At 73.5% G+C, this 19,770-nt stretch carries 12 protein-coding genes; 4 read left to right on the forward strand and 8 right to left on the reverse strand.

Translation table 11 applies throughout. From position 1 onward, the window contains the following. Positions 1 to 27 precede the first annotated feature (27 nt). The 5 genes from ACLQ2R_RS25035 to ACLQ2R_RS25055 are packed head-to-tail and all read right to left on the reverse strand — an operon-like array spanning position 28 to position 6,772. Positions 28 to 339: an AzlD domain-containing protein gene (locus ACLQ2R_RS25035; RefSeq protein ID WP_386232931.1), complete on the reverse strand. Its 312-nt coding sequence runs from the start codon at positions 337 to 339 to the stop codon at positions 28 to 30. Beyond that, complete coding sequence (locus tag ACLQ2R_RS25040) at positions 336 to 1,016, reverse strand: AzlC family ABC transporter permease (RefSeq protein ID WP_425962980.1); 681 nt, start codon at positions 1,014 to 1,016, stop codon at positions 336 to 338. Before ACLQ2R_RS25040 ends, ACLQ2R_RS25035 begins: the two co-directional genes overlap by 4 nt. A gap of 11 nt (positions 1,017 to 1,027) precedes the next feature. Further along, complete coding sequence (locus ACLQ2R_RS25045; protein ID WP_425962981.1) at positions 1,028 to 1,876, reverse strand: AraC family ligand binding domain-containing protein; 849 nt, start codon at positions 1,874 to 1,876, stop codon at positions 1,028 to 1,030. Then, positions 1,873 to 4,116 carry a protein kinase domain-containing protein gene (locus ACLQ2R_RS25050; RefSeq protein ID WP_425962982.1) on the reverse strand — a complete coding sequence of 748 codons (2,244 nt, stop codon included), beginning with the start codon at positions 4,114 to 4,116 and terminating at the stop codon, positions 1,873 to 1,875. The genes ACLQ2R_RS25045 and ACLQ2R_RS25050 overlap by 4 nt, the downstream gene beginning before the upstream one ends. Before the next feature lie 46 nt (positions 4,117 to 4,162). Beyond that, the gene (locus ACLQ2R_RS25055; RefSeq protein WP_425962983.1) at positions 4,163 to 6,772 is read right to left on the reverse strand and encodes a protein kinase domain-containing protein; all 2,610 of its coding nucleotides are present in this window, start codon (positions 6,770 to 6,772) and stop codon (positions 4,163 to 4,165) included. Positions 6,773 to 7,101: 329 nt separating this feature from the next. Here ACLQ2R_RS25055 and ACLQ2R_RS25060 point away from each other — a divergent pair, with 329 nt between their 5' ends. From ACLQ2R_RS25060 to ACLQ2R_RS25070, 3 genes are all read left to right on the forward strand, one after another. Next, positions 7,102 to 8,232: a chorismate mutase gene (locus ACLQ2R_RS25060; RefSeq protein WP_425962984.1), complete on the forward strand. Its 1,131-nt coding sequence runs from the start codon at positions 7,102 to 7,104 to the stop codon at positions 8,230 to 8,232. Between the two features lie 262 nt (positions 8,233 to 8,494). Then, positions 8,495 to 12,016, forward strand: coding sequence for a DNA polymerase III subunit alpha (gene dnaE, locus ACLQ2R_RS25065; protein ID WP_425962985.1), 3,522 nt, complete (start codon positions 8,495 to 8,497; stop codon positions 12,014 to 12,016). Between the two features lie 272 nt (positions 12,017 to 12,288). Beyond that, positions 12,289 to 13,662, forward strand: a complete 1,374-nt coding sequence (locus ACLQ2R_RS25070; RefSeq protein WP_425962986.1) for a serine hydrolase domain-containing protein — start codon at positions 12,289 to 12,291, stop codon at positions 13,660 to 13,662. A 93-nt stretch (positions 13,663 to 13,755) separates the two neighbouring features. Here the strand turns inward: ACLQ2R_RS25070 and ACLQ2R_RS25075 are convergent, their stop codons facing one another. Together ACLQ2R_RS25075 and murA are read right to left on the reverse strand one after the other, a co-directional pair. Beyond that, positions 13,756 to 16,176: a transglycosylase domain-containing protein gene (locus ACLQ2R_RS25075; protein WP_425962987.1), complete on the reverse strand. Its 2,421-nt coding sequence runs from the start codon at positions 16,174 to 16,176 to the stop codon at positions 13,756 to 13,758. A 52-nt stretch (positions 16,177 to 16,228) separates the two neighbouring features. Then, entirely contained in the window at positions 16,229 to 17,545 is a 1,317-nt protein-coding gene (murA, locus tag ACLQ2R_RS25080) for a UDP-N-acetylglucosamine 1-carboxyvinyltransferase (RefSeq protein WP_425962988.1), read from the reverse strand. A 108-nt stretch (positions 17,546 to 17,653) separates the two neighbouring features. Here murA and ACLQ2R_RS25085 point away from each other — a divergent pair, with 108 nt between their 5' ends. Then, positions 17,654 to 18,193 (forward strand): hypothetical protein, encoded by a 540-nt coding sequence (locus ACLQ2R_RS25085; protein ID WP_425962989.1) that lies wholly within the window; start codon positions 17,654 to 17,656, stop codon positions 18,191 to 18,193. Positions 18,194 to 18,223: 30 nt separating this feature from the next. On the opposite strand, the gene ACLQ2R_RS25090 is transcribed toward ACLQ2R_RS25085, so the two are convergent. Beyond that, positions 18,224 to 19,612: an amidase gene (locus ACLQ2R_RS25090; protein WP_425962990.1), complete on the reverse strand. Its 1,389-nt coding sequence runs from the start codon at positions 19,610 to 19,612 to the stop codon at positions 18,224 to 18,226. Positions 19,613 to 19,770: the final 158 nt, after the last annotated feature.

Here is a 19,770-nt window from a genome sequence, read left to right on the forward strand (position 1 = left end):
GCGGTCCCGGCCCGGGGCGGGACGGTCTCAGCCCAGGAGATGGCGGAGCGCGGCGGTCACGGCGGCGGCCACCGCGAGCACGACCAGGAACGGGGCGCGCAGCAGCAGCGCCACCACGGCCGCGCCCATCCCCCCGGTCCGGGGCCAGTCGACGTGCAGCGCCTGCCCGTCGGCGAAGGTCTGCACGGCGATCAGCGCCGCCAGCAGGGCCACCGGGACGAGGGTCGCGAAGCGCTGCACCCCCGGGTGGTCGAGGATCCGGCGCGGCGCGGAGAGGCCGGCGAACTTGAACGCGTAGCAGGCCACGCAGGTGGCGGCGATCGCCCACCAGACGCTCATCGGGGGCTCCTCAGCAGCAGCGCGAGCACGACCACGGCGGCGAGCAGCACGGGCACGCCGGGCGGGGTGAAGGGGGTCGTGGCCAGCGCGACCGCGGCCCCGCCCGCCGCGACGAGGCGCAGGCCGGCGGCGCCGGGGTCCTTGCCGGTGAGCCGTGGCCACAGGATGGCCAGGAACGTGGCGGGGCCGACCACGTCCAGGCCCAGGACGGCGGGATCCGACAGCGCGGAGGTGCCCAGCGCTCCGGCCAGGGTGGTGGCGTTCCAGATCAGGTAGAGGGTGACGAAGGTGACCACGAACCCCGTCCTGGCCGACTCCTCGTCCGGCTGGGCCAGGGCGACCGCCGTCGTCTCGTCGATCACGCCGACGGCCGTCGCCGGCCTGCGCCAGCCCCGCAGGTCGAGCGTCCCGGCCATGCGCAGGCCGTACAGGCCGTTGCGGGCTCCCAGCAGGATCGCGCCCGCCGTGCCCGCGACGAGGTTACCGCCGCCGGCGACGACCCCGACCAGGGCGAACTGCGAGGCGCCGGTGAAGGCGAACAGGCTCAGGGCGCACGCCTGCGCGACGCTCAGCCCCGCGGTGGTCGCCGCGGCGCCGAAGGCCACCCCGGACAGTCCGACGGCGATCCCTACGCCCAGTCCGTCCCGTATCGCGGAGGAACGAGTGGTTGCTTCCATGGGAAGCGAGCCTATGTCCGGTTCCCGGGTCTGCTCTTGTACGTTCCTGCGCGCTGGTACGCCGCCGGGGGGACGCCCACGATCCGCTTGAAGTGCCTGCTCAGGTGGGACTGGTCGGTGAACCCCACGTCCCCGGCCACCCGGGCGGGGGGTACGCCGGTCTGGAGCAGCCGCCGGGCCCGCATGATCCGCAGCGTGTTCAGGTAGGCGTGCGGGGGCAGCCCGGTGGCCGCCTTGAAGGCCCGGATCAGGGCGAAGGGGCTCGTGCCCACCGCCCGTGCCAGGTCCTCCACGGTGGGCGGGTCGACGAGCCGTTCCCGCAGGATCTCCTGGGCCCGCCGGACCGTCGGCCGGCCGGCGGCCGGGAGCGGAGCCTCCGGGGGGCGGCGGGCGGCGTTGCGGCGCAGCAGGGTGGCGAAGGCGGTGCGGGTCAGCGTGGAGGCGGCCAGGTCGTCACCCCGCTCGGCCGCGTCGTGCGCGGCCCGCAGCAGCGCGACGGTGGGCGGGTGGTGGGTGACGACCTCGGGGAAGCAGGGGGTGCCGCGCCCGGCCATCAGCTCGGTGGCGATCCCGGACAGGAACGCCACCGACGGGTACAGCACCCGGTAGGACCAGCCGCCGGGCACGCCCGGGTAGCCGTCGTGCGCCTCCTCGGGGTCGAGCGTGCTCAGGCTGCCCGCGCCCGCCCGGTGGACGGCGCCCCGGTAGGCGAACTCCTCCACCCCCGACAGCACCAGCGCGATCGCGTAGCCCTCGTGCGCGTGCGGGGTGAAGCGGTGGGTGACGTACCTGGCCTTGAGCAGCTCCACCCCGGGCAGGGCGGCGGGGCGCCACAGACGCGCCCTCTCCAGGTCGCTCACGGCCGGAACGTCCTGGCGAACGCGTCGAAGGAGGATCGTTTCCACTCCGGCTCCGGGCTCTCCCAGTAGATCGCGTACGGCTTGTCGGCGGCGGTGCGGAAGCCCCGGTCCAGGACGTGCGTGCGGACCCCGTCCTTGAGGTAGGTGAACTCCCAGTCGGCGGCCGGCACCCCCCGGTAGGTCAGCCCGGTGATCCCGATCCGCCGGTAGCCCGGCCAGACGCCGTCGGCCGTCCCGGCCTCCTCCACCTTCTCCCAGTGCCTGACCGGGTCCTTCTCGGGGTCGTCGGTCGACTCGATCCACAGGAAGGCGTCCGAGCCGGGGGCGCGGAACTCCACCCGGTCGCGTCCGGGGAACCGCTTGACCTGCCAGGTCGCGGGGACGGCGACGGAGAAGCCCATCGGGTCCCGGTGCAGCCGCCAGCCCGCCGGGAGGGTACGGCCCGGGCGCGGGGTCGCCGTCCCCGCGGAGGGGGACGCGGTGGCCGTGACCGAGGGCCCGCCGGTGCCCGGGTCCGGGGCGGCGGCCCGTTCCCGCAGGATCAGCCATCCGCCGACCCCGAGGAGCACGGCGAGGGCGATCCCTCCGGCCAGCAGTACCGGCCACCGGGGCTCGGCCCGCCGTCCGCCGGGGGCCTGTCCGGTGTCCGTGGGATGCCCGTGCACCGGCCACGCTCCGGGAGAGGAGGGCGTGGTGCCGTACCCCTGCTCGGGACGGGCGTAGGGGGACGCGTCCGGACCGGAGTGGGAGAACGCGTCCTGACGGGTGTACGCGGGATGGTCCTGACGGGTGTGAGGAGAATCCTGGCGGCTGTGGAACGGGTCCTGGCGGCCGTGAGAAGGGTCCTGGCGGCTGTGGGACGGGAGGTCCGCCCGCGCGGGCGCGCCGGGACGGAGGCCGTACGCCGGGCCGGGCCGGGCCGCCTGGTCCGGGGACCACGGGTCCGCGGGCCGGGAGGCGAGAGGCCAGGCGTCCCCGGACCACGGGGCGGGACGGTCCGCGAGCCCGCCGGGATCGTGAGGAGCGCCCTGGTCGAAGACCGGCGCCGGGGGGACGTGACCGGAGGGCGCGTGCCCGGGGGACACGTGACCCTGGGGGATGTGTCCCGGGGACGCGTGACGGTGAGGTCCCTGCCCTGGAGGGAGGGAACCCGGGGGCACGGGACCTGAGGACACAGGACCCGAGGGGGCGTGGCCGGGGAAGGCGCGGTCCGGGGGGCGGTGACCGGGGAAGGCGTGGTCCTGGGGCTGGTGGCCGGGGAAGGGGGCTCCGGTGGCGGCGTGTCCCGACGGGGAGGGACCGGACGAGAAGCCGCCGAGGGGCACACGGCCGAGGCCGGAGGCGCCTGACGGGGAGGCGCCGGGGGCCGCACGGCCGAGGCCGGAGGGGCCGGACGGGGAGGCGCTGGAGGGGGAGGGGCCGGACGGGGAGACGCCGGTGGCGGCGCGGCCCAGCAGGGCCTCCGCCTGGCCGGGGTTCATCCGGGCGGCCGGATCCCTGGCCAGCAGGCCGAGGATCGTCGTCTCCAGCGGGCCGGAACGCGTCATCGGGGTCGGCTCGCCGTGCAGGACGGCCATCATGGTCGCGGCGGCCGTGGGCCGCTCGAACGGCGGCCTTCCCTCCAGCGCCGCGTACAGCGTCGCCCCGAGCGACCAGAGGTCCGACTCGGGGGTCGCGGGCAGTCCGTGCAGCCGCTCGGGAGGCAGGAACGCGGGGGTGCCGACCATCGCGCCCGTACGGGTGATGCTCTTCTCCTGCGTCATCGAGGCGATGCCGAAGTCGGTCAGCACCACCCGGCCGTCGTCGGCGAGCAGCACGTTCTCGGGCTTGACGTCCCGGTGCAGCACGCCCGCGGCGTGCGCGGCCCGGAGCGCGCCCAGCACGTGCAGTCCCACCGCGGCGACCCGCTCGGGCGGCAGCGGCCCGTCGACGCGGACGATCTCGCCCAGCGACCGGGAGCGGACGAGCTGCATGACGATCCAGGGACGCCCCTCCTCCTCGACCACGTCGTGCACGATGACCACGGAGGGGTGGTCCAGGCGCCCGGCGGTACGGGCCTCGCGGATGGTGCGCCGGTTCAGGTCGGCGCGGGCGCTCTCGTCCACCCCGCCGTAGCGGACCTCCTTGACGGCCACGGTCCGGTCGAGGAGCTCGTCGTGGGCACGCCAGACGATGCCCATGCCGCCCTCGCCGATGTGTTCGAGCAGCCGGTAGCGGCCCGCCACCTTTTTCTCCGCCATACTCCCCCCTCCCAAGCTCACGGATCGCAGCCGGTAGGGACGCCGCTCACTTCTTCGAGGAGAAGGTCGCGGCGAACCCCTCGAAGAGGGGCATGTTCTTCTTCCAGTTCTTGTCCAGCGTATGCCAGTAGATCGCGTACCCGCGGCCGCCCTTGGTGACGAACCCGCGGTTGATCACCCTGGCCTTGCCCGAGCCGGTGTTCCAGGTGAACTCCCAGTCGGAGGCCTTCTTCATGTACGAGACGTTCTCGATCCGGATCCGCTTGTAGCCGGAGAACTGGCCGCGGACGGTCGGTTCGTAGTCCAGCCAGTCCTGCTTGGGGTCGGGGCCCGCCTTGTCGACGTAGTCGATCATCACGAAGCTCGTCCGGTCCGGCCCGCGGAACCACACCCGGGTGTCGGACCGCCTGTCCTGACCCCATCCCTTGGGCAGGCCGAGCGAGAAGCCGTTGGAGTCCTTGTGCATCCGCCAGCCGGCGGGCAGGGCGGACTTCTTCTCCGTCTTGGTGGGGGACGGGCTCGGCGAGGACGAGGACGAAGGTGACGACGACGAGGGCGACGACGACGGCGGCGGCGAGGAGGCCGACGGGGCCGGCGCCTCGGGCGACGCCTTCGCGGGGTCGTTCACCGCGCCACCGCTCGGACCGTCCGACGCTCCGGACGCGCCGGGGCCGGCCTGCGGGGTCCCCTCGTTCTTGCGGCTGTTCATGCCGAGCCAGCCGGCGACCACCCCGACGACCAGCAGCACCGGCAGCAGCACCAGCAGGCCCCGCTTCACCGGGGAGGTGCCCTGCCTTCCGGGGGCCATCGTGTCCTCGCCGGAGTGGTACCCGGCGTAGGGGGCGGCCTGCCCCGCGCCGGGCAGGGGGGCCCGGGAGGGGCCGGCCGGAGCCGGGGCGCTCTCGCGCGCCGATCGGGCGACCGGGGGGAAGGGGTTCGGGCGCGGGGCCGGGACCGCTCTCGGGCGCGCACCCGCGTCCGGCGGGGCGCTCGCGGCCTTCTCACGTGGCGCGGCGTCCCCGGAGACGGCGCCGGGCGTGGCGGCGGGGTAGGGCGAGGAGGCCGGACCGCGGGCGGCCGGCTTCCCGGCGGAGCCCCCGCGCGGGGCCGGGACGTCCTCGGCCGGAGCCGAGTCCACCGAGTTCCCCGCGTCTGCCGGGCCCGCGGCCGCCGCCGCGGAGGCGGCGCCCGCCGTCTTCCTCCCCGGGGCGGGGGACGCGTCGTCCCGCGCCGGCGAGGAAGGGGTTCCACGCCCGGGAACGGGCCCGGACACGACCCCTCCCGAGGAGGCGGGAACGGCCCCGCCGGGCGCGCGTCCCGGTGCGGGGACGGATCGGGCCGGGGCGCCCTTCGCGCCGGGAGCCGCCTCGGCCCTCGACGCCGCCCCGCCCCCGGCGACACCGTCCCCGGCGTCCCCGGCGCTCACGTCCTTCGCCGCCCTGTCCCGCGCGGCTGCGTTCCCGGCGTTCCCGGCGTTCCCAGCGTTTCCGGTGTCCCCGGCGGGCCTGGCCTCCGGCACTGCCCCGGGGGTCACCGCACCCGCGGCGCCGGGCGTCCCGGGTCGCGCCGCCCGGTCGTCCTGGCGCCGCCCGCCCCTGTCCTTCGCCGGTACGGGAACCGGCCACTCCTCGCGGCGCGTGGGAGTGGGAGGCGCGCCCGCCGCACCGGCGGGGGGCGCGGCGCCCAGCTTCGCGCCCGTCTCCGGGACACCCCCGGCGCGGAAGCGGACGCCCGGGTCGGTGTCGGCCGAGGGGTCGGTGCCGTCCGCGCCGTCCGCGCCGTCCGTGCGGCCCGCGGCCGGCATGACGGCGGTCCTGGCGGGCTGCTCGCCCGCGCCCTCGGACACCGCGCGCAGCAACCGCGCCGCCTCCTTGTAGGGCATGCGCAACGCGGGGTCCTTGCGGAGCAGCCCCTCCAGCACCGGTGCCAGCGGCCCGGCGTTCACCGGGGCCTCGGGCTCGTCGTTCAGGATGGCGTGCATGGTCGGCAGCGCCCCGCCCCGGTCGTGCGGGGGCTTGCCCTCGACGGCGGCGTACAGGGTCGCGCCGAGCGACCACAGGTCCGACTCGCGCTGCGCGCTGCCGCCCTTGATGCGTTCCGGCGGGATGAAGGCGGGGGTGCCCGCGATGCCGGTCATGGTCAGCGCGGTCTCGGCCTCCAGGGTGGCGATGCCGAAGTCGGTCAGCACCACCCTGCCGTCGTCGGCGAGCAGCACGTTCTCGGGCTTGACGTCCCGGTGCAGGACCCCCTGGGCGTGGGCGGCGCGCAGCGCCTCCAGCAGCGCCAGGCCGATCTCCGCGACCCGTCGCGGCGGCAGCGGCCCGTCCTGGCGCAGCACCTTGCCGAGGGAGCGCGACTCCACCAGCTGCATGACGATCCAGGGACGCCCGTCCTCCTCGACGACGTCGTGGACGACCACCACGTTGGGGTGCGTCAGCCGCCCGGCGGCACGCGCCTCGCGCTTGGTGCGCCGGTTGAAGTCCTCCTGGCTGTCCTCGCCGAGCGTGTCGGCGTAACGGACCTCCTTGATCGCGACCTCGCGGTCCAGGAGCTCGTCATGGGCCCGCCACACGATGCCCATGCCACCCCGGCCGATGGCTTCGAGCAGGTGGTAGCGAGAGGCGATACGGCGCCCCTCGGGCTGTGCTTCGGCCATCAACCGGCTTACCTCCTTCGGAACCCCCGAATACTCTCATAGCCCGGAAAAGTGATCGACCCACCCGCCGCGGAGAAGTCCGTATCCTGAGACGTGCTGTCCGTTCCTTGGCGCGTGCCGGAGAGATGGCCTAAGATTGTGCATGTGACCTGTTGTTTCGCGTTTGTCGAGCCGGCTCCGGAGAGCCGGTCGTGACGGTGTGACCTGACGACCGGCCGGAGCCGGCCCCGAGGCGGAGACGTGACGTCTCTGCCTTTTCTGTTTCCGGCGTCGCTTACGAACGGCCGCCGGCTCGCGGGACGCGGGCCGGCCGAGCATGGGAGAGCCTCATGTCGTCGACCGTACACAGGAAACGCCTGCCGGTGCGGCTGGGCGCGCTCACCGTGGGGGCCGGACCGGCCGTCGTGATCGGCGGTCCCGGCGCGGACGCCCGCTGGATCAGCCTCCTCGGCCGCCCGGCGGGGCTCTCCGCCGAGGAGGCGGTGGCCGGGGCCCGCGCCCGGTGGCCGGGACCGGTCCTGGTGGAGCCGTCCTGCGCGGCGGACCTGCCGGTGATCGCCGGATGCGCCGACGGCGTGGTGACCGGTGCGGCCTGGATGCGGGACGCGTCCCTGCTGCGGGCCGTCGCCCGGCTCGGCCTGCCGGTGCTCCTGCGGCGGGCGCCCTCGGCGGCGTTGCGGGAGTGGCTGGCGGCCGCCGCGGACTGCGCGGCGGAGGGCGACGACCGGGTGCTGCTCTGCGAGAGCGGCGACGGGACCGCCAGGGGCGGCCTCGTCCTCGACCTCGCCCTGATGCGCGCCGCCCGCGAGCTGTCGGGCCGTCCGGTCCTGGCCGATCTCGGCGCCCACCTGGGGGGCGACGCCGGGGCCGGTCCCGGGCCCGACCCCGGGACCGGTCCCGAGGGCGGTCCCGGGGCCGCTTCCGGGGCGGGCGAGGGCACTCCCGCCACGACCGCTCACGGGGACGGAACCGGTCGTGAAAGCGGAACCGGTCGTGAAAGCGGAAGCGGCCACGGGGACGGAACCGATGGAACCGGTCACGAGGACGGCCCCGCGCTGGCCGCCGCGGCGGTCGCGGCGGGCGCCGACGGCCTGCTCCTGCCCCCCGGCTCCGCCGAGCGGGACGCGCTGGCCGTACGGGAGGCCGCGAGGCTCGTCGGCGCGGTCACCCGCCGTGAGGCCCCGTCCTCGATCCCCGCCGCCCGGGAGGCCATCGACCGCGTGGACGCGGCCCTGGCCGTCCTCCTGGAGCGCCGCGCCGAGCTCGCCGTGACCATCCAGCGCCTCAAGCCGGTCGGCGGCTTCGCCGGTCGCGACGCCGACCGCGAGCGCCGCCTGGTCGCCGAGATGGCCCGCAGGGCCCCGGTCCTGGGGGAGGCCCGGCTGGCCGCCATCATGAACGCGGTCATCGAGGCGGGCCTGCACCTCGCCGAGGAACGCCGCTCGTCACCCCGGGAGTGATCCCGGCCTCTGGGGCAGTGATCCCTGCCCCCGGGTCGGCGATCTCGGTCCCCGGGCCGGTGATCCCGTTCCCTGAGGCGGTGATCCCCGGTCTCGCCGAACCCGGGTGAATCCAGGACGAGGTGTCTCCCCCTGTCCCCGGGCCCCGGAGGGCGGCGGGACACGCCGGGGAGACCGGCGACCCGAGGCACAGGAGTCACTCCGGTCCCTGATTTGGATACTCTTTCCCCGCCGACGCTCGACCAGGGGAGGACGGGGCCGCATGTCAGACTCGTTTGTGCATCTGCACGTTCACACGGAATATTCCATGCTGGACGGCGCCGCCCGGCTGAAGCAGATGTTCAAACAGGTCGGCGACCTGGGCATGCCCGCCATCGCGATCACCGACCACGGCAACATGCACGGGGCCTACGACTTCTACCGGCAGGCGACCGGGGCGGGGATCAAGCCGATCATCGGCATCGAGGCCTACGTCGCCCCCGCCTCGCGGCACCAGAAGAAGCCGGTCCTGTGGGGGGAGCCGCACCAGAAGCGCGACGACGTCTCGGCGGGTGGCTACTACACCCACATGACCATCTGGGCGAAGAACGCCACGGGCCTGGGCAACCTGATGAAGCTCTCCTCGCGCGCCTACACCGAGGGCTTCGTGCGCAAGTGGGCCCGGATGGACGCGGAGACCCTCGCCGAGCACTCCGAGGGGCTGATGGCCACCACGGGCTGCCCGTCGGGCGAGGTGCAGACGCGCCTGCGGCTGGGCCAGTACGACGAGGCGGTCGCCGCGGCGGCCCGGTTCCAGGAGCTGTTCGGCAGGGAGAACTACTACCTGGAGATCATGGACCACGGGCTGGAGATCGAGCGCCGGGTCCGCGACGGCCTGACCCGCATCTCCCGCGAGCTGGACATCCCGCCGATCGTCACCAACGACTCCCACTACACCTACGAGTCGGACGCCACCTCCCACGACGCGCTGCTGTGCATCCAGACCGGCAAGCAGCTCTCCGACCCCGACCGCTTCCGCTTCGACGGCAGCGGCTACTACATCAAGAACGCCGACGAGATGCGCGCCGTCGACTCCTCCGACCTGTGGGCCGAGGGCTGCCGCAACACCCTGCTGGTCGCCGAGAAGGTCGACCCGAGCGGCATGTTCGGGTTCAAGAACCTGATGCCCACCTTCCCGCTGCCCGAGGGCGAGACCGAGGAGAGCTGGTTCCGCAAGGAGATCTGGGCGGGCATGGAGCGGCGCTTCCCCGAGGGGGTCGACGAGGAGCACCGCGCCCAGATCGAGTTCGAGATGAACGTCATCCTGCAGATGGGGTTCCCCTCCTACTTCCTCGTGGTGGCCGACTTCATCATGTGGGCCAAGAACAACGGCATCCGGGTCGGCCCCGGCCGAGGCTCGGCCGCGGGCTCGCTGGCGGCGTACGCGCTGGGCATCACCGACCTCGACCCGCTGCCGCACGGCCTGATCTTCGAGCGGTTCCTCAACCCCGACCGCGTCTCCATGCCCGACGTCGACATCGACTTCGACGAGCGCCGGCGCGGCGACGTGATCCGCTACGTGACCGAGAAGTACGGCGCCGACAAGGTCGCCATGATCGCCACCTTCGGCACCATCAAGGCGAAGGCGGCCATCAAGGACGCGGCCCGCGTCCTGGGGTACCCGTACGCGCTGGGCGACAAGGTCTCCAAGGCGTTCCCGCCCGCGGTGATGGGCAAGGACATCCCGCTGTCGGGCATCTTCGACTCCGACCACCCGCGCTACAACGAGGCCGGTGAGCTGCGCAAGCTGTACGAGGAGGACGTCGACGTCAAGGCGGCGATGGACCTGGGCAGGGGCCTGGAGGGCCTGATCCGGCAGACCGGCGTGCACGCCGCCGGGGTGATCATGTCGGCGGAGGTGCTGACCGACTACATCCCGATCATGCGCCGCGACTCCGACGGTGTGATCATCACGCAGTTCGACTACCCGACCTGCGAGACGCTCGGCCTGCTGAAGATGGACTTCCTGGGCCTGCGCAACCTCACGATCATCGACGACTGCCTGAAGATGATCGAGGCCAACACCGGCGAGGCCATCGACCTGCTCAAGCTGCCGCTGGACGACCGCAAGACCTACGAGCTGCTCGGACGCGGCGACACGCTGGGCGTGTTCCAGCTGGACGGCGGCGGCATGCGGTCGCTGCTGCGGCTGATGAAGCCCGACAACTTCGAGGACATCTCCGCCGTCGGCGCGCTCTACCGGCCCGGCCCGATGGGCGCCAACTCCCACACCAACTACGCGCTCCGCAAGAACGGGCTGCAGGACATCGTCCCGATCCACCCGGAGTTCGAGGAGTCGCTGCTGGAGATCCTCGGCACCACCCACGGCCTGATCGTGTACCAGGAGCAGGTCATGGCCATCGCGCAGAAGGTCGCCGGGTTCTCCCTCGGCAAGGCCGACCTGCTGCGCCGCGCGATGGGCAAGAAGAAGAAGTCCGAGCTGGACAAGCAGTTCGAGTCGTTCGAACAGGGCATGAAGGACAACGGCTACTCCGCGGCCGCGATCAAGACGCTCTGGGACATCCTGCTGCCGTTCTCCGACTACGCCTTCAACAAGGCGCACAGCGCCGCCTACGGCCTGGTCTCCTACTGGACGGCCTACCTCAAGGCCAACTACCCGGCCGAGTACATGGCCGGGCTGCTGAGCTCGGTCAAGGACGACAAGGACAAGTCCGCCCTCTACCTCAACGAGTGCCGCCGGATGGGCATCAAGGTGCTGCCGCCGGACGTCAACGACTCCGACTTCGACTTCACCCCGCGCGAGAGCGACATCCGCTTCGGCCTGTCGGCCATCCGCAACGTCGGCGGCAACGTCGTCGACGGGATCATCTCCGCGCGCAGGGACAAGGGCCGCTTCGCCGACTTCAAGGACTTCCTGCGCAAGGTCCCCATGGTCGTCTGCAACAAGCGGGTCATCGAGTCACTGGTCAAGGCCGGGGCCTTCGACTCGTTCGGGCACGTGCGCAAGGGCCTGGTGATGATCCACGAGCAGGCCGTCGACGGCATCATCGGGATCAAGAAGAACGAGGCCCAGGGGCAGGACTCCCTGTTCGGCGCCGTCGAGGGCGCCGAGGACGAGACCTTCGACGTGCAGATCCCGGCGGGGGAGTGGGACAAGAACACCCTGCTGCAGTTCGAGCGGGAGATGCTCGGCCTGTACGTCTCCGACCACCCGCTGTTCGGCGTGGAGCACATCCTCGCCTCCGGCGCCGACTGCTCGGTCGCCTCGCTCCAGGACGAGCACCGCCCCGACGGCCAGATCGTCACCGTCGGCGGCATCCTGAGCGGCCTCCAGCGCAAGGTCACCAAGAAGGGCGACACCTGGGTGCTGACCCAGCTGGAGGACCTGGCGGGCTCCATCGAGGTGATGATCTTCCCGTCGGCGTACCAGCTCTGCGCGACGATCCTCGCCGAGGACGCCATCGTCTTCGTCAAGGGCCGCCTGGACAAGCGCGAGGACGTCGGCAAGATCATCGCGATGGAGGTGACGGCCCCGGACCTGACCCGGGAGGCCGGGGGCCCGCTGGCCGTCAGCCTCGCCCTGGCCCGGTGCACCCCGCCGGTGGTCGGCCGCCTCAAGGAGGTCCTGACCGCCCATCCCGGCACCACCGAGGTGCACCTGCAGCTCCACAACGGCCCCAGGACCACCGTCATGCGCCTCGACGACCGCCTGCGGGTCTCGCCGTCCCCGGCCCTGATGGGCGACCTGAAGCAGCTCCTCGGCCCCGCCTGCCTGGGCGCCTGACGGAGCCCGCGCACTCCCGCAGGGGTTCATCTGGTGCGACCAAGGAACGACCTGCTCTTCCGGTACGAGTAGGAAACGGCCTGTTCTTCCGGTGTGGGCGGAGAACAGTCCGCTCGTCCGGTGGGGAGGAGGAACGGGTCGTTCGTCAGAGCGGCGGAGGCGTAGGTCATCCGTTCGGAGCGGGCGAACCTCATCCGGTGAGAGGAGGACGGTTCCGGGAGGGTTTGGGATGATCATCCTGTCGCTTTTGCCGGAATCAGAGGAGATGACAGGTGACGACCCTCGCGGGACCCCCTCACCGCGGACGGACCCGCCGCGGACGGACGATCGCCGGGCTCGGGCTGAGCGCGGTGCTGCTGACCTGCGCCGCCGCACCCCCGGCGTCGGCCGGGCCCGGACCCGCGACGCCCGCCGCGCCGACCGGATCGGAACCCGCCCCGACGACGGGTCCGGCGACCGCGCCGTCCGGTGAGGCCGGGCGGGCGGTCCTCGACCGTGAGGCACTGCGGTCCACCGTCCGGGCGATCCACGAGGCCGGCATGTACGGCTCCTACTCCGCGGTGCGCGACGGCGGCGAGCGGTGGACCGGCGCGGCCGGCGTCGCCGACGTACGGACCCGGCGGCCCGTGCACCCGCAGATGCTGCACCGGGTGGGCAGCGTCACCAAGACGTTCACGGCGGTGGCGATCCTCCAGCAGGTGGGGCGCGGCCGCGTCGAGCTGGACGCGCCGGTCGCGCGGTACCTGCCCGGCCTGCTGCCCCAGGACCTGGCCGGCACGGTCACGGTGCGGATGCTGCTCAACCACACCAGCGGCATCGGCGACTACGTCGCGGGCGCCTTCCCCTCCTTCGTCCAGCTCTCCTCGCGGAGCCTCGACGAGCACCGGTTCCGCAGGATCACCCCTCGGGAGCTGGTGAGGCTCGGGCTGGCGGCGCCGCGCACGGGCGAGCCGGGGCGGAACTGGTCGTACTCCAACACCAACTACGCGATCGCCGGGCTGCTGCTGGAGAAGGTGACCGGCACCGGCGCCGAGCGGTACATCACCCGCGAGGTGATCCGCAGGGCCGGGCTGCGCGACACCTCCTTCCCGCGCACCCCGTTCGTCCCCGGCCCGCACTCCCGGGCGTACGAGGCGCTGTACGGCCACATCGACCCGCCGCGCGACTACAGCGTCTACGACATGTCGTGGGCGACCACCGCGGGCGCGGTCGTCTCCACGATGGACGACCTCAACCGGTTCTACCGGGTCCTGCTCGGCGGCGGGCTGCTGCCCCCGGCCCAGCTCGACCAGATGAGGACGACCGTGGCGGTCCCCGACGGCCAGGGTGGCGTCGCGATGCACTACGGCCTGGGGATCTACGCCCAGGACACCCCCTGCGGCCGGTTCTGGGGGCACGACGGGGCCGTGTTCGGCATGGGGACGATCTCGCTGTCCAGCCCGGACGGCCGCCGCCAGATCTCCTACGGCTTCAACCTCATGAAGTACCAGCGGCTCGACGAGAACGGCTACCCGATGCCGCACGCGATCGACGCGGCCATGATGGCGCACTTCGACCGGGCGCTCTGCGGCCCGGCCGCGACGGCCGCGCGCGGCCCCGCGTGGCCGCCGCTCCTGCCGACCCAGCAGGTCCTGGTCAAGCGCTGACCGTGGTCAAGCGCCGACCGCGGCCGATGGGTGATCCCGGCCGATCGGCGGCCGTGGCCGGTCGCCGGCCTCGGCCGGGCGCCGGGCGGTGGTTCAGCGGTTGCGGTTGCGCCACCACGCCGGGGCGCGCTCCGCGCGGCGCGGGGACGACGGCCCGCCGCGCGCGTAGGGGTCGCCGTACTCCCGGACCCCCCGATACCCCCGGTAAACCCGGTAATCCCGGTGTCCCCGGTACTCCCGCGGCGTCCGGTAGGTCCGGTGGTCACGGGAGAGGTCCGGGCCCAGGGCGCGGTAGCCGCGGTGGCCCCGCCGGGCCCGCTCGCCGCGGGCGGTGCGGCGCTCGCCGTCCCGCCCGGCCTCGCGCTCGCGTTCGGCGGCCAGGGCCTCGGCCATGCCGGGGGTGAACCCGCCGCCGAAGCGGCTCATGTCGGGGTGGCGGAACGAGGTCTCGGAGGTCCCCTCCAGCGCCTCCGACATCGACGCGACCCAGATCGGCCCCGGCAGGGAGGCGCCCTGGACCGAGCCGTAGTACTCGCCGCCGATCTCGACGTCGCGCAAAGGGTAGCGGTAGGAGCCGCGGATGTCGCCCACGCTGACCGCCGCCGCCAGGTCAGGGGTGTAGCCGGCGAACCAGGCCGAGGTGTAGCCGTTGTTGGTCCCGGTCTTGCCCGCGGCCGGGCGGCCGATGCCCTGGCCGGTCATGGTGCCCTTGGTGAACACCCCCGACAGCAGGTGGTTGACCGCGTCGGCCACCTCCCGCTCGATCGCCTGCGCGCAGCTGGGCGGGACGCGCAGCCGCTCGCCGTCCCGCTCGACGATCTCGACGATCGCCATCGGGCGGCAGTAGCGGCCCCGCGCGCCGAACGCGGCGAACGAGGCGGCCACCGTCACCGGGTCCATCTCGTTCACCCCCAGGGTGAAGGTCGGCACCTCCCGCAGCGGGGTGCCGTCGGCGCGGACGATCCCCAGCGCGCGGGCGGTCCGCACCACCGGGCACAGGCCCACCCGCTGCTCCAGCATCATGTAGAAGACGTTCACCGACTTCCACGTGCCGGTGGACAGGCTCTGCGGGCCGCCCTTGCCCTCCCCGCTCGCGTTGAGGATCTTCGCGCGCGGGTCGTTGACCCTGCGGCCCGAGCAGTCGGTGAAGCCGCTGCCGGGCACGAAGCTGCCGGGCGTCCTGAACCCCTGGTCGAACCGCCAGCCCCGGGCCAGCGCGGTCGCCAGCGTGAACACCTTGAACGTCGACCCCGCCTGGAAGCCCTGCCCGCCGCCGTGCGCGGTGTCCGCGGGCAGGTTGTAGGTCGTACGGGGGCCGTAGGAGGTACGGCCCTCGCCGGCGGCCTTGCCGGCCTTACCGGCGTTGCGGCCGTACTTCTTGCTGGCGGCCATGGCCCGGATGCGGCCGGTGCCCGGCTCGACCATGGCCTCGGCCGCGACCTCGGTGTCGCGGGCGGAGACCCGCGCGGAGACGGCGCGCTCGGCGGCGAGCTGGATCTTCGGCGCGAGCGTGGTGCGCAGCACGATGCCGCCCCTGGACAGGCGGCGCTCGCGGTCCGCGCGGGTGTGGCCGAAGACGGGGTTGGTCAGCAGTTCCCGGTGCACGTACAGGCAGAAGAAGGGGTAGGCGCTGCCGTTGCAGCCGCCGGGCTCGGGCTTCAGGCGGATGGCCAGGGGCTTTCGCATGGCCGCCTCGGCCCTGGCCGCCGGGACGTAGGACAGCTGCGCCATCCGTTCCAGGACGAGGTCGCGGCGCTCGCGCAGCCGCTCCCGCCGCCGGGCGTCCAGCGAGGGGTCGGTGGAGTACGGCGTGCGGACCGCCCCGGCCAGCGTCGCCGCCTGCGGCAGGGTCAGCCGGGAGGCCGGGACCGAGAAGAACCGCTGGGCGGCGGCCTCCACCCCGAAGGCGCCCGCGCCGAAGTAGGCGATGTTGAGGTAGCGCTCCAGGATCTCGGCCTTGGTGTAGCGGCGTTCCATGGCCAGCGCGTACCGCAGCTCGGTGATCTTGCGCTGGATGTTGGGCGCGCGGGCCTGGGCGCGCTCGGTCTCGTTCTCGGCGTTCTCGACCAGGATGTTCTTCACGAGCTGCTGGGTGAGCGAGGACCCGCCCTGGCGCACCCCGCCCGCCTGGGTGTTGGTCACCAGGGCGCGCAGGGTGCCCTTGACGTCCAGGCCGGCGTGCTCGTAGAAGCGCGCGTCCTCGATCGCCACGATCGCGTCCCGCATCACCGGGGCGATCCGCTCAAGCGGTACCACCGTGCGGTTCTGCGTGTAGAACTGGGCGAACCGCTTGCCGTTCCTGTCCAGCAGCACGGTGCGCTGGGCGAGCGGGTTCTCCCGGGGGCCCTCCGGCAGGTCGATGAGGCTCCGGCTGACCGTGTTCACCCCCACCCCGGCCGTGCCGACCAGCGGCAGCGCGGCCAGCGCGGCCAGCAGCCCGCCCAGCACGCCGCACGCCGCCAGGCCGCGCAGGCAGGTGGCGAGGTCGCGTCTCGACTCCGGGCGGGGTGTCACGCATAGTAACGTGCGACCGAATGATCACTTACAAACGGCGATCGCCCAATCCTTACTGGTTCTGCACCTTCTCTCGACGGATCTTCAGCCCGAGCGAGGCGAACTGCTCGAACGGGCGGTGGTAGCCCCGCTCGATGTGGTGCACCCCGCGCAGCGTGGAGGTCCCCTCGGCGGCGGCGGCCGCCAGCACCGCGGAGAACCCGGCGCGGATGTCGGGCAGCGTCACGTCGGCGCCGCTCAGTTTGGACACCCCGCGCACGACCGCCGAGTGCTTGGCGTTGGTGTCGTGGTAGCGGCAGGCGGGCCCGCCCAGGCACACGTCGAACACCTCGATCTCGCAGCCCATCCTCTGCAGCGCGGGCACGTAGACCAGGCGGTTCTCGAACACCGTCTCGTGCAGCACCGACATGCCCTGCGCCTGGGTGAACAGCACCATCAGGGGCGTCTGCCAGTCGGTCATGAACCCCGGGTGCGTGTCGGTCTGCACCGCCGCCGCCCGCAGCCCGCGCGGCGCCGACGCCGACAGGTAGTCGTCGGTGATGTCGACCTCGGCGCCCATCCGGGCCAGCGTGGTGATCGCGGTGACCAGCCGGTCCTGCGGGCAGCCGTGCACCCGCACCTGCCCGCCGGTGATCAGGCCGGCCGCCAGGTAGGAGAACGCCTCGATGCGGTCGCCGTTGAGCCAGGTGGAGGCGCCGTGCAGCCGCTCCACGCCCTCGATCACGATGCGCCGGTCCGGGCTCAGCTCGATGCGGGCGCCCATCCGCTGCAGGAACAGGGCGAGCTCCACGACCTCGGGCTCCATCGCCGCGCCCTTGAGCACGGTCTTGCCCTCGGCCAGCACCGCCGACATCAGGATCGTCTCGGTGGCGCCGACGCTGGGGTAGGGCAGCTCGATCCGGGTGCCGCGCAGCCGCTTGGCCTTGGCGTACACGCCGGTGTCGCTCACCTCCACCTCGGCGCCCATCGCGCGCAGCGCCTCGACGTGGAAGTCGACCGGGCGGCGGCCGATCGGGTCGCCGCCGACCAGCGGCACGAACGCCTCGCCCGCCAGGTGCAGCAGCGGGCCCAGCATGAGGATCGGGATGCGGTTCAGGCCGGTGAACGCCGACGGGACGTGCGGGTTGATCTGCGCCCCCGGGGCGACGCCGATCTCCCCGGCGGAGATCTCCACGTCGATGCCCAGGGCCCTCAGCATCTGCGCGGTGATGCCGACCTCGCCCACGTCGGGGGCGTTCTGGATGGTGCTCTCACCGGAGCCGAGCATCGCGGCGACCATGTGCTTGGAGACGCCGTTCTTGGAACCGCGTACCTCGACGTCACCGCGGAGCGGTCCGGAGGGCTCGATCAGCCATGCCTCTTCGTTCACCCCGCAAGAGTAACGGGCCTCGCGTCACGGGCTCGGGTGGCACCGGGCGGACGGATGGGTAACATCGGGCACATCTGCACAGAGGGTGAGGGAGCCATGGTGCGCGACGTGCGTGACTTCGTGATCACCGTGCTGGCGGTCGCCGTCGCCGGTGTCCTCGCCGGGCCGCTGTGGTCGCTGGCCGCGCCGCGTCCCCCGTACGTCGTGACGGGGCAGGGGCCGCTGCTCGCCGATCCCTCCACGCAGGCGCTGATCGCCGCCGACGGGTGGTTCGCGGTGATCACCGGCGCGTTCGGGCTCGTCTGCGGGGCCGTCGGCCACGCCGTGTCGCGGAGCGGACGCCCGGTGCCGGTGGTGCTGGGCCTGGCGGCCGGGGGGACGCTCGCGGCGTACCTCGCGCTGCTGGTGGGCCAGGCGGTCAACCTGGGCGCGGCGAGCGTCACCGCCTCCGGGGCGTCCGCCACGCTGGTCGCGGGCCCGCTGGAGCTGACCGCCAGGGGAGTGCTGTACGCGTGGCCGACGCTGGCCGCGGGAGTGTTCTTCGGCCTGGAGGCCGTCGCGGGCTACCGCGACTCCCCGCTGCGCCGCCCCTTCGGGGGGGACGATCCCTACGCGCCGCGGTCGTCGTACGACATCAGCGACACGTAGGGGGCCGGCGGAGCGGTGACGGCCGTGCGGTCACAGGGGCGGGCGGCGTGAGCCGTGGCCGGTGGCCCGCTCGAAGGCGTGGGCCAGCCGCAGCACCGCCATGTCGGAGAAGGGGCGCCCGACGATCTGCACCCCCACCGGCAGCCCGCCCGGGGTGAACCCGCACGGCACCGACGCGGCCGGGGCGTGCAGCACGCTGACCCAGTAGGCCGAGCGCATCCACGCCAGGTAGTCGGGGAGCTGTTCGCCGTTGATCTCCGAGACGTACGGCGCGTCCACCGGGAACGGCGGCACCTGGCTGACCGGGGCGATCAGGAAGTCGTAGGTGTCGAAGAAGTCGTCCATCCGCCGGTACAGCCCGCTGCGCAGCCGCTCCGCGCGGGCCAGGTCCGCCCCGGTCACCTCGCGGCCCCGCTCGACGTTCCAGCGCACGTTCTCCCCGAGGCCCTCCTGCGGCAGGTCGCCGTAGGACAGGGCGTAGTACCAGGCGCGGTAGATCCGGAACGCGTCCTCGGCGTCGGAGAGGTCCACGTCCACCCGCTCCACCCGCGCGCCCAGCGCGGCGAGCACGGCGGGGGCGTCCGCGGTGACCTGGGCCGTCCCCGCGTCGATCGGCAGCCCGCCCAGGTCGGGGCTCCAGGCCACCCGGATCCCGGTCAGGTCCATCTCCATCGGCGCGGCGAACACGTCGCCGCCCTCGGTGATCGACAGGGGGGACGCGGCGTCGAACCCGGCGACCGCGCTCATCAGCAGCGCCAGGTCCTCGGCGGTACGGGCCATCGGCCCCGGCACGCCGAGGGTGAACCAGGCCGCCGTGGCCGACGTCGCGGGCACCCTGCCGGGCGTGGGCCGCAGCCCGGCCACGTTGCAGAAGGAGGCCGGGTTGCGCAGCGAGCCGCCCATGTCCGAGCCGTCGGCCAGCGCCACCATGCCGGTCGCCAGCGCGGCGGCGGCCCCGCCGCTGCTGCCCCCGGCCGACCTGGACGGGTCGTAGGGGTTGCGGGTGGCGCCGAAGATCTCGTTCACCGTGTGCGAGCCGGTGCCGAACTCGGGGGTGTTGGTCTTGCCCAGCGTGATCGCCCCGGCCTCGCGCATCCGCCGCACGATCGGCGCGTCGGCGCCGGGCACGTGGTCGGCGAAGAGCGGCGAGCCGTAGGTGGTGCGGATTCCCGCGGTGTCGGTCAGGTCCTTGTGCGCGACCGGCAGCCCGTGCAGCGGCCCCCGCCACCGGCCGCGGGCCAGGTCCCGGTCGGCCTCCCGGGCCTCCTTCCTGGCGCGGTCGGCCACCAGCGTGACGATCGCGTTGACCCGCGGGTTGACCTCCTCGATCCGCCGCAGGTGCGCGTCGAGCAGCTCGGCCGCGCTGACCTGCCCGGACCGCAGGAGCCCGATCATCTCGGTGGCGGTCAGGTAGTGCATGTGTCCCCCCGATCGGATACGACCCGCCGCCGGCGGCCTGGCACGGCTCGCCGGCGACGGGCCGGACGGTCCATCGCGGACGAGTCTGGCCGATCGGCGGGGTGGGGCGCGTCGGCAACCTTCGACAGCGGGACCGGCCCGGCGCTGGGGAAACGTCA

The organism is Streptosporangium sp. DT93, assembly GCF_049844535.1.
Taxonomy (GTDB): domain Bacteria; phylum Actinomycetota; class Actinomycetes; order Streptosporangiales; family Streptosporangiaceae; genus Streptosporangium.

Bases quoted from the DNA above. Each gene is read 5' to 3' on its own strand.
- ACLQ2R_RS25035 (WP_386232931.1), bottom strand. From the start codon at position 339: ATGAGCGTCTGGTGGGCGATCGCCGCCACCTGCGTGGCCTGCTACGCG.
- ACLQ2R_RS25040 (WP_425962980.1), bottom strand. From the start codon at position 1,016: ATGGAAGCAACCACTCGTTCCTCCGCGATACGGGACGGACTGGGCGTA.
- ACLQ2R_RS25050 (WP_425962982.1), bottom strand. From the start codon at position 4,116: ATGGCGGAGAAAAAGGTGGCGGGCCGCTACCGGCTGCTCGAACACATC.
- ACLQ2R_RS25055 (WP_425962983.1), bottom strand. From the start codon at position 6,772: ATGGCCGAAGCACAGCCCGAGGGGCGCCGTATCGCCTCTCGCTACCAC.
- ACLQ2R_RS25060 (WP_425962984.1), top strand. From the start codon at position 7,102: ATGTCGTCGACCGTACACAGGAAACGCCTGCCGGTGCGGCTGGGCGCG.
- dnaE (WP_425962985.1), top strand. From the start codon at position 8,495: ATGTCAGACTCGTTTGTGCATCTGCACGTTCACACGGAATATTCCATG.
- ACLQ2R_RS25090 (WP_425962990.1), bottom strand. From the start codon at position 19,612: ATGCACTACCTGACCGCCACCGAGATGATCGGGCTCCTGCGGTCCGGG.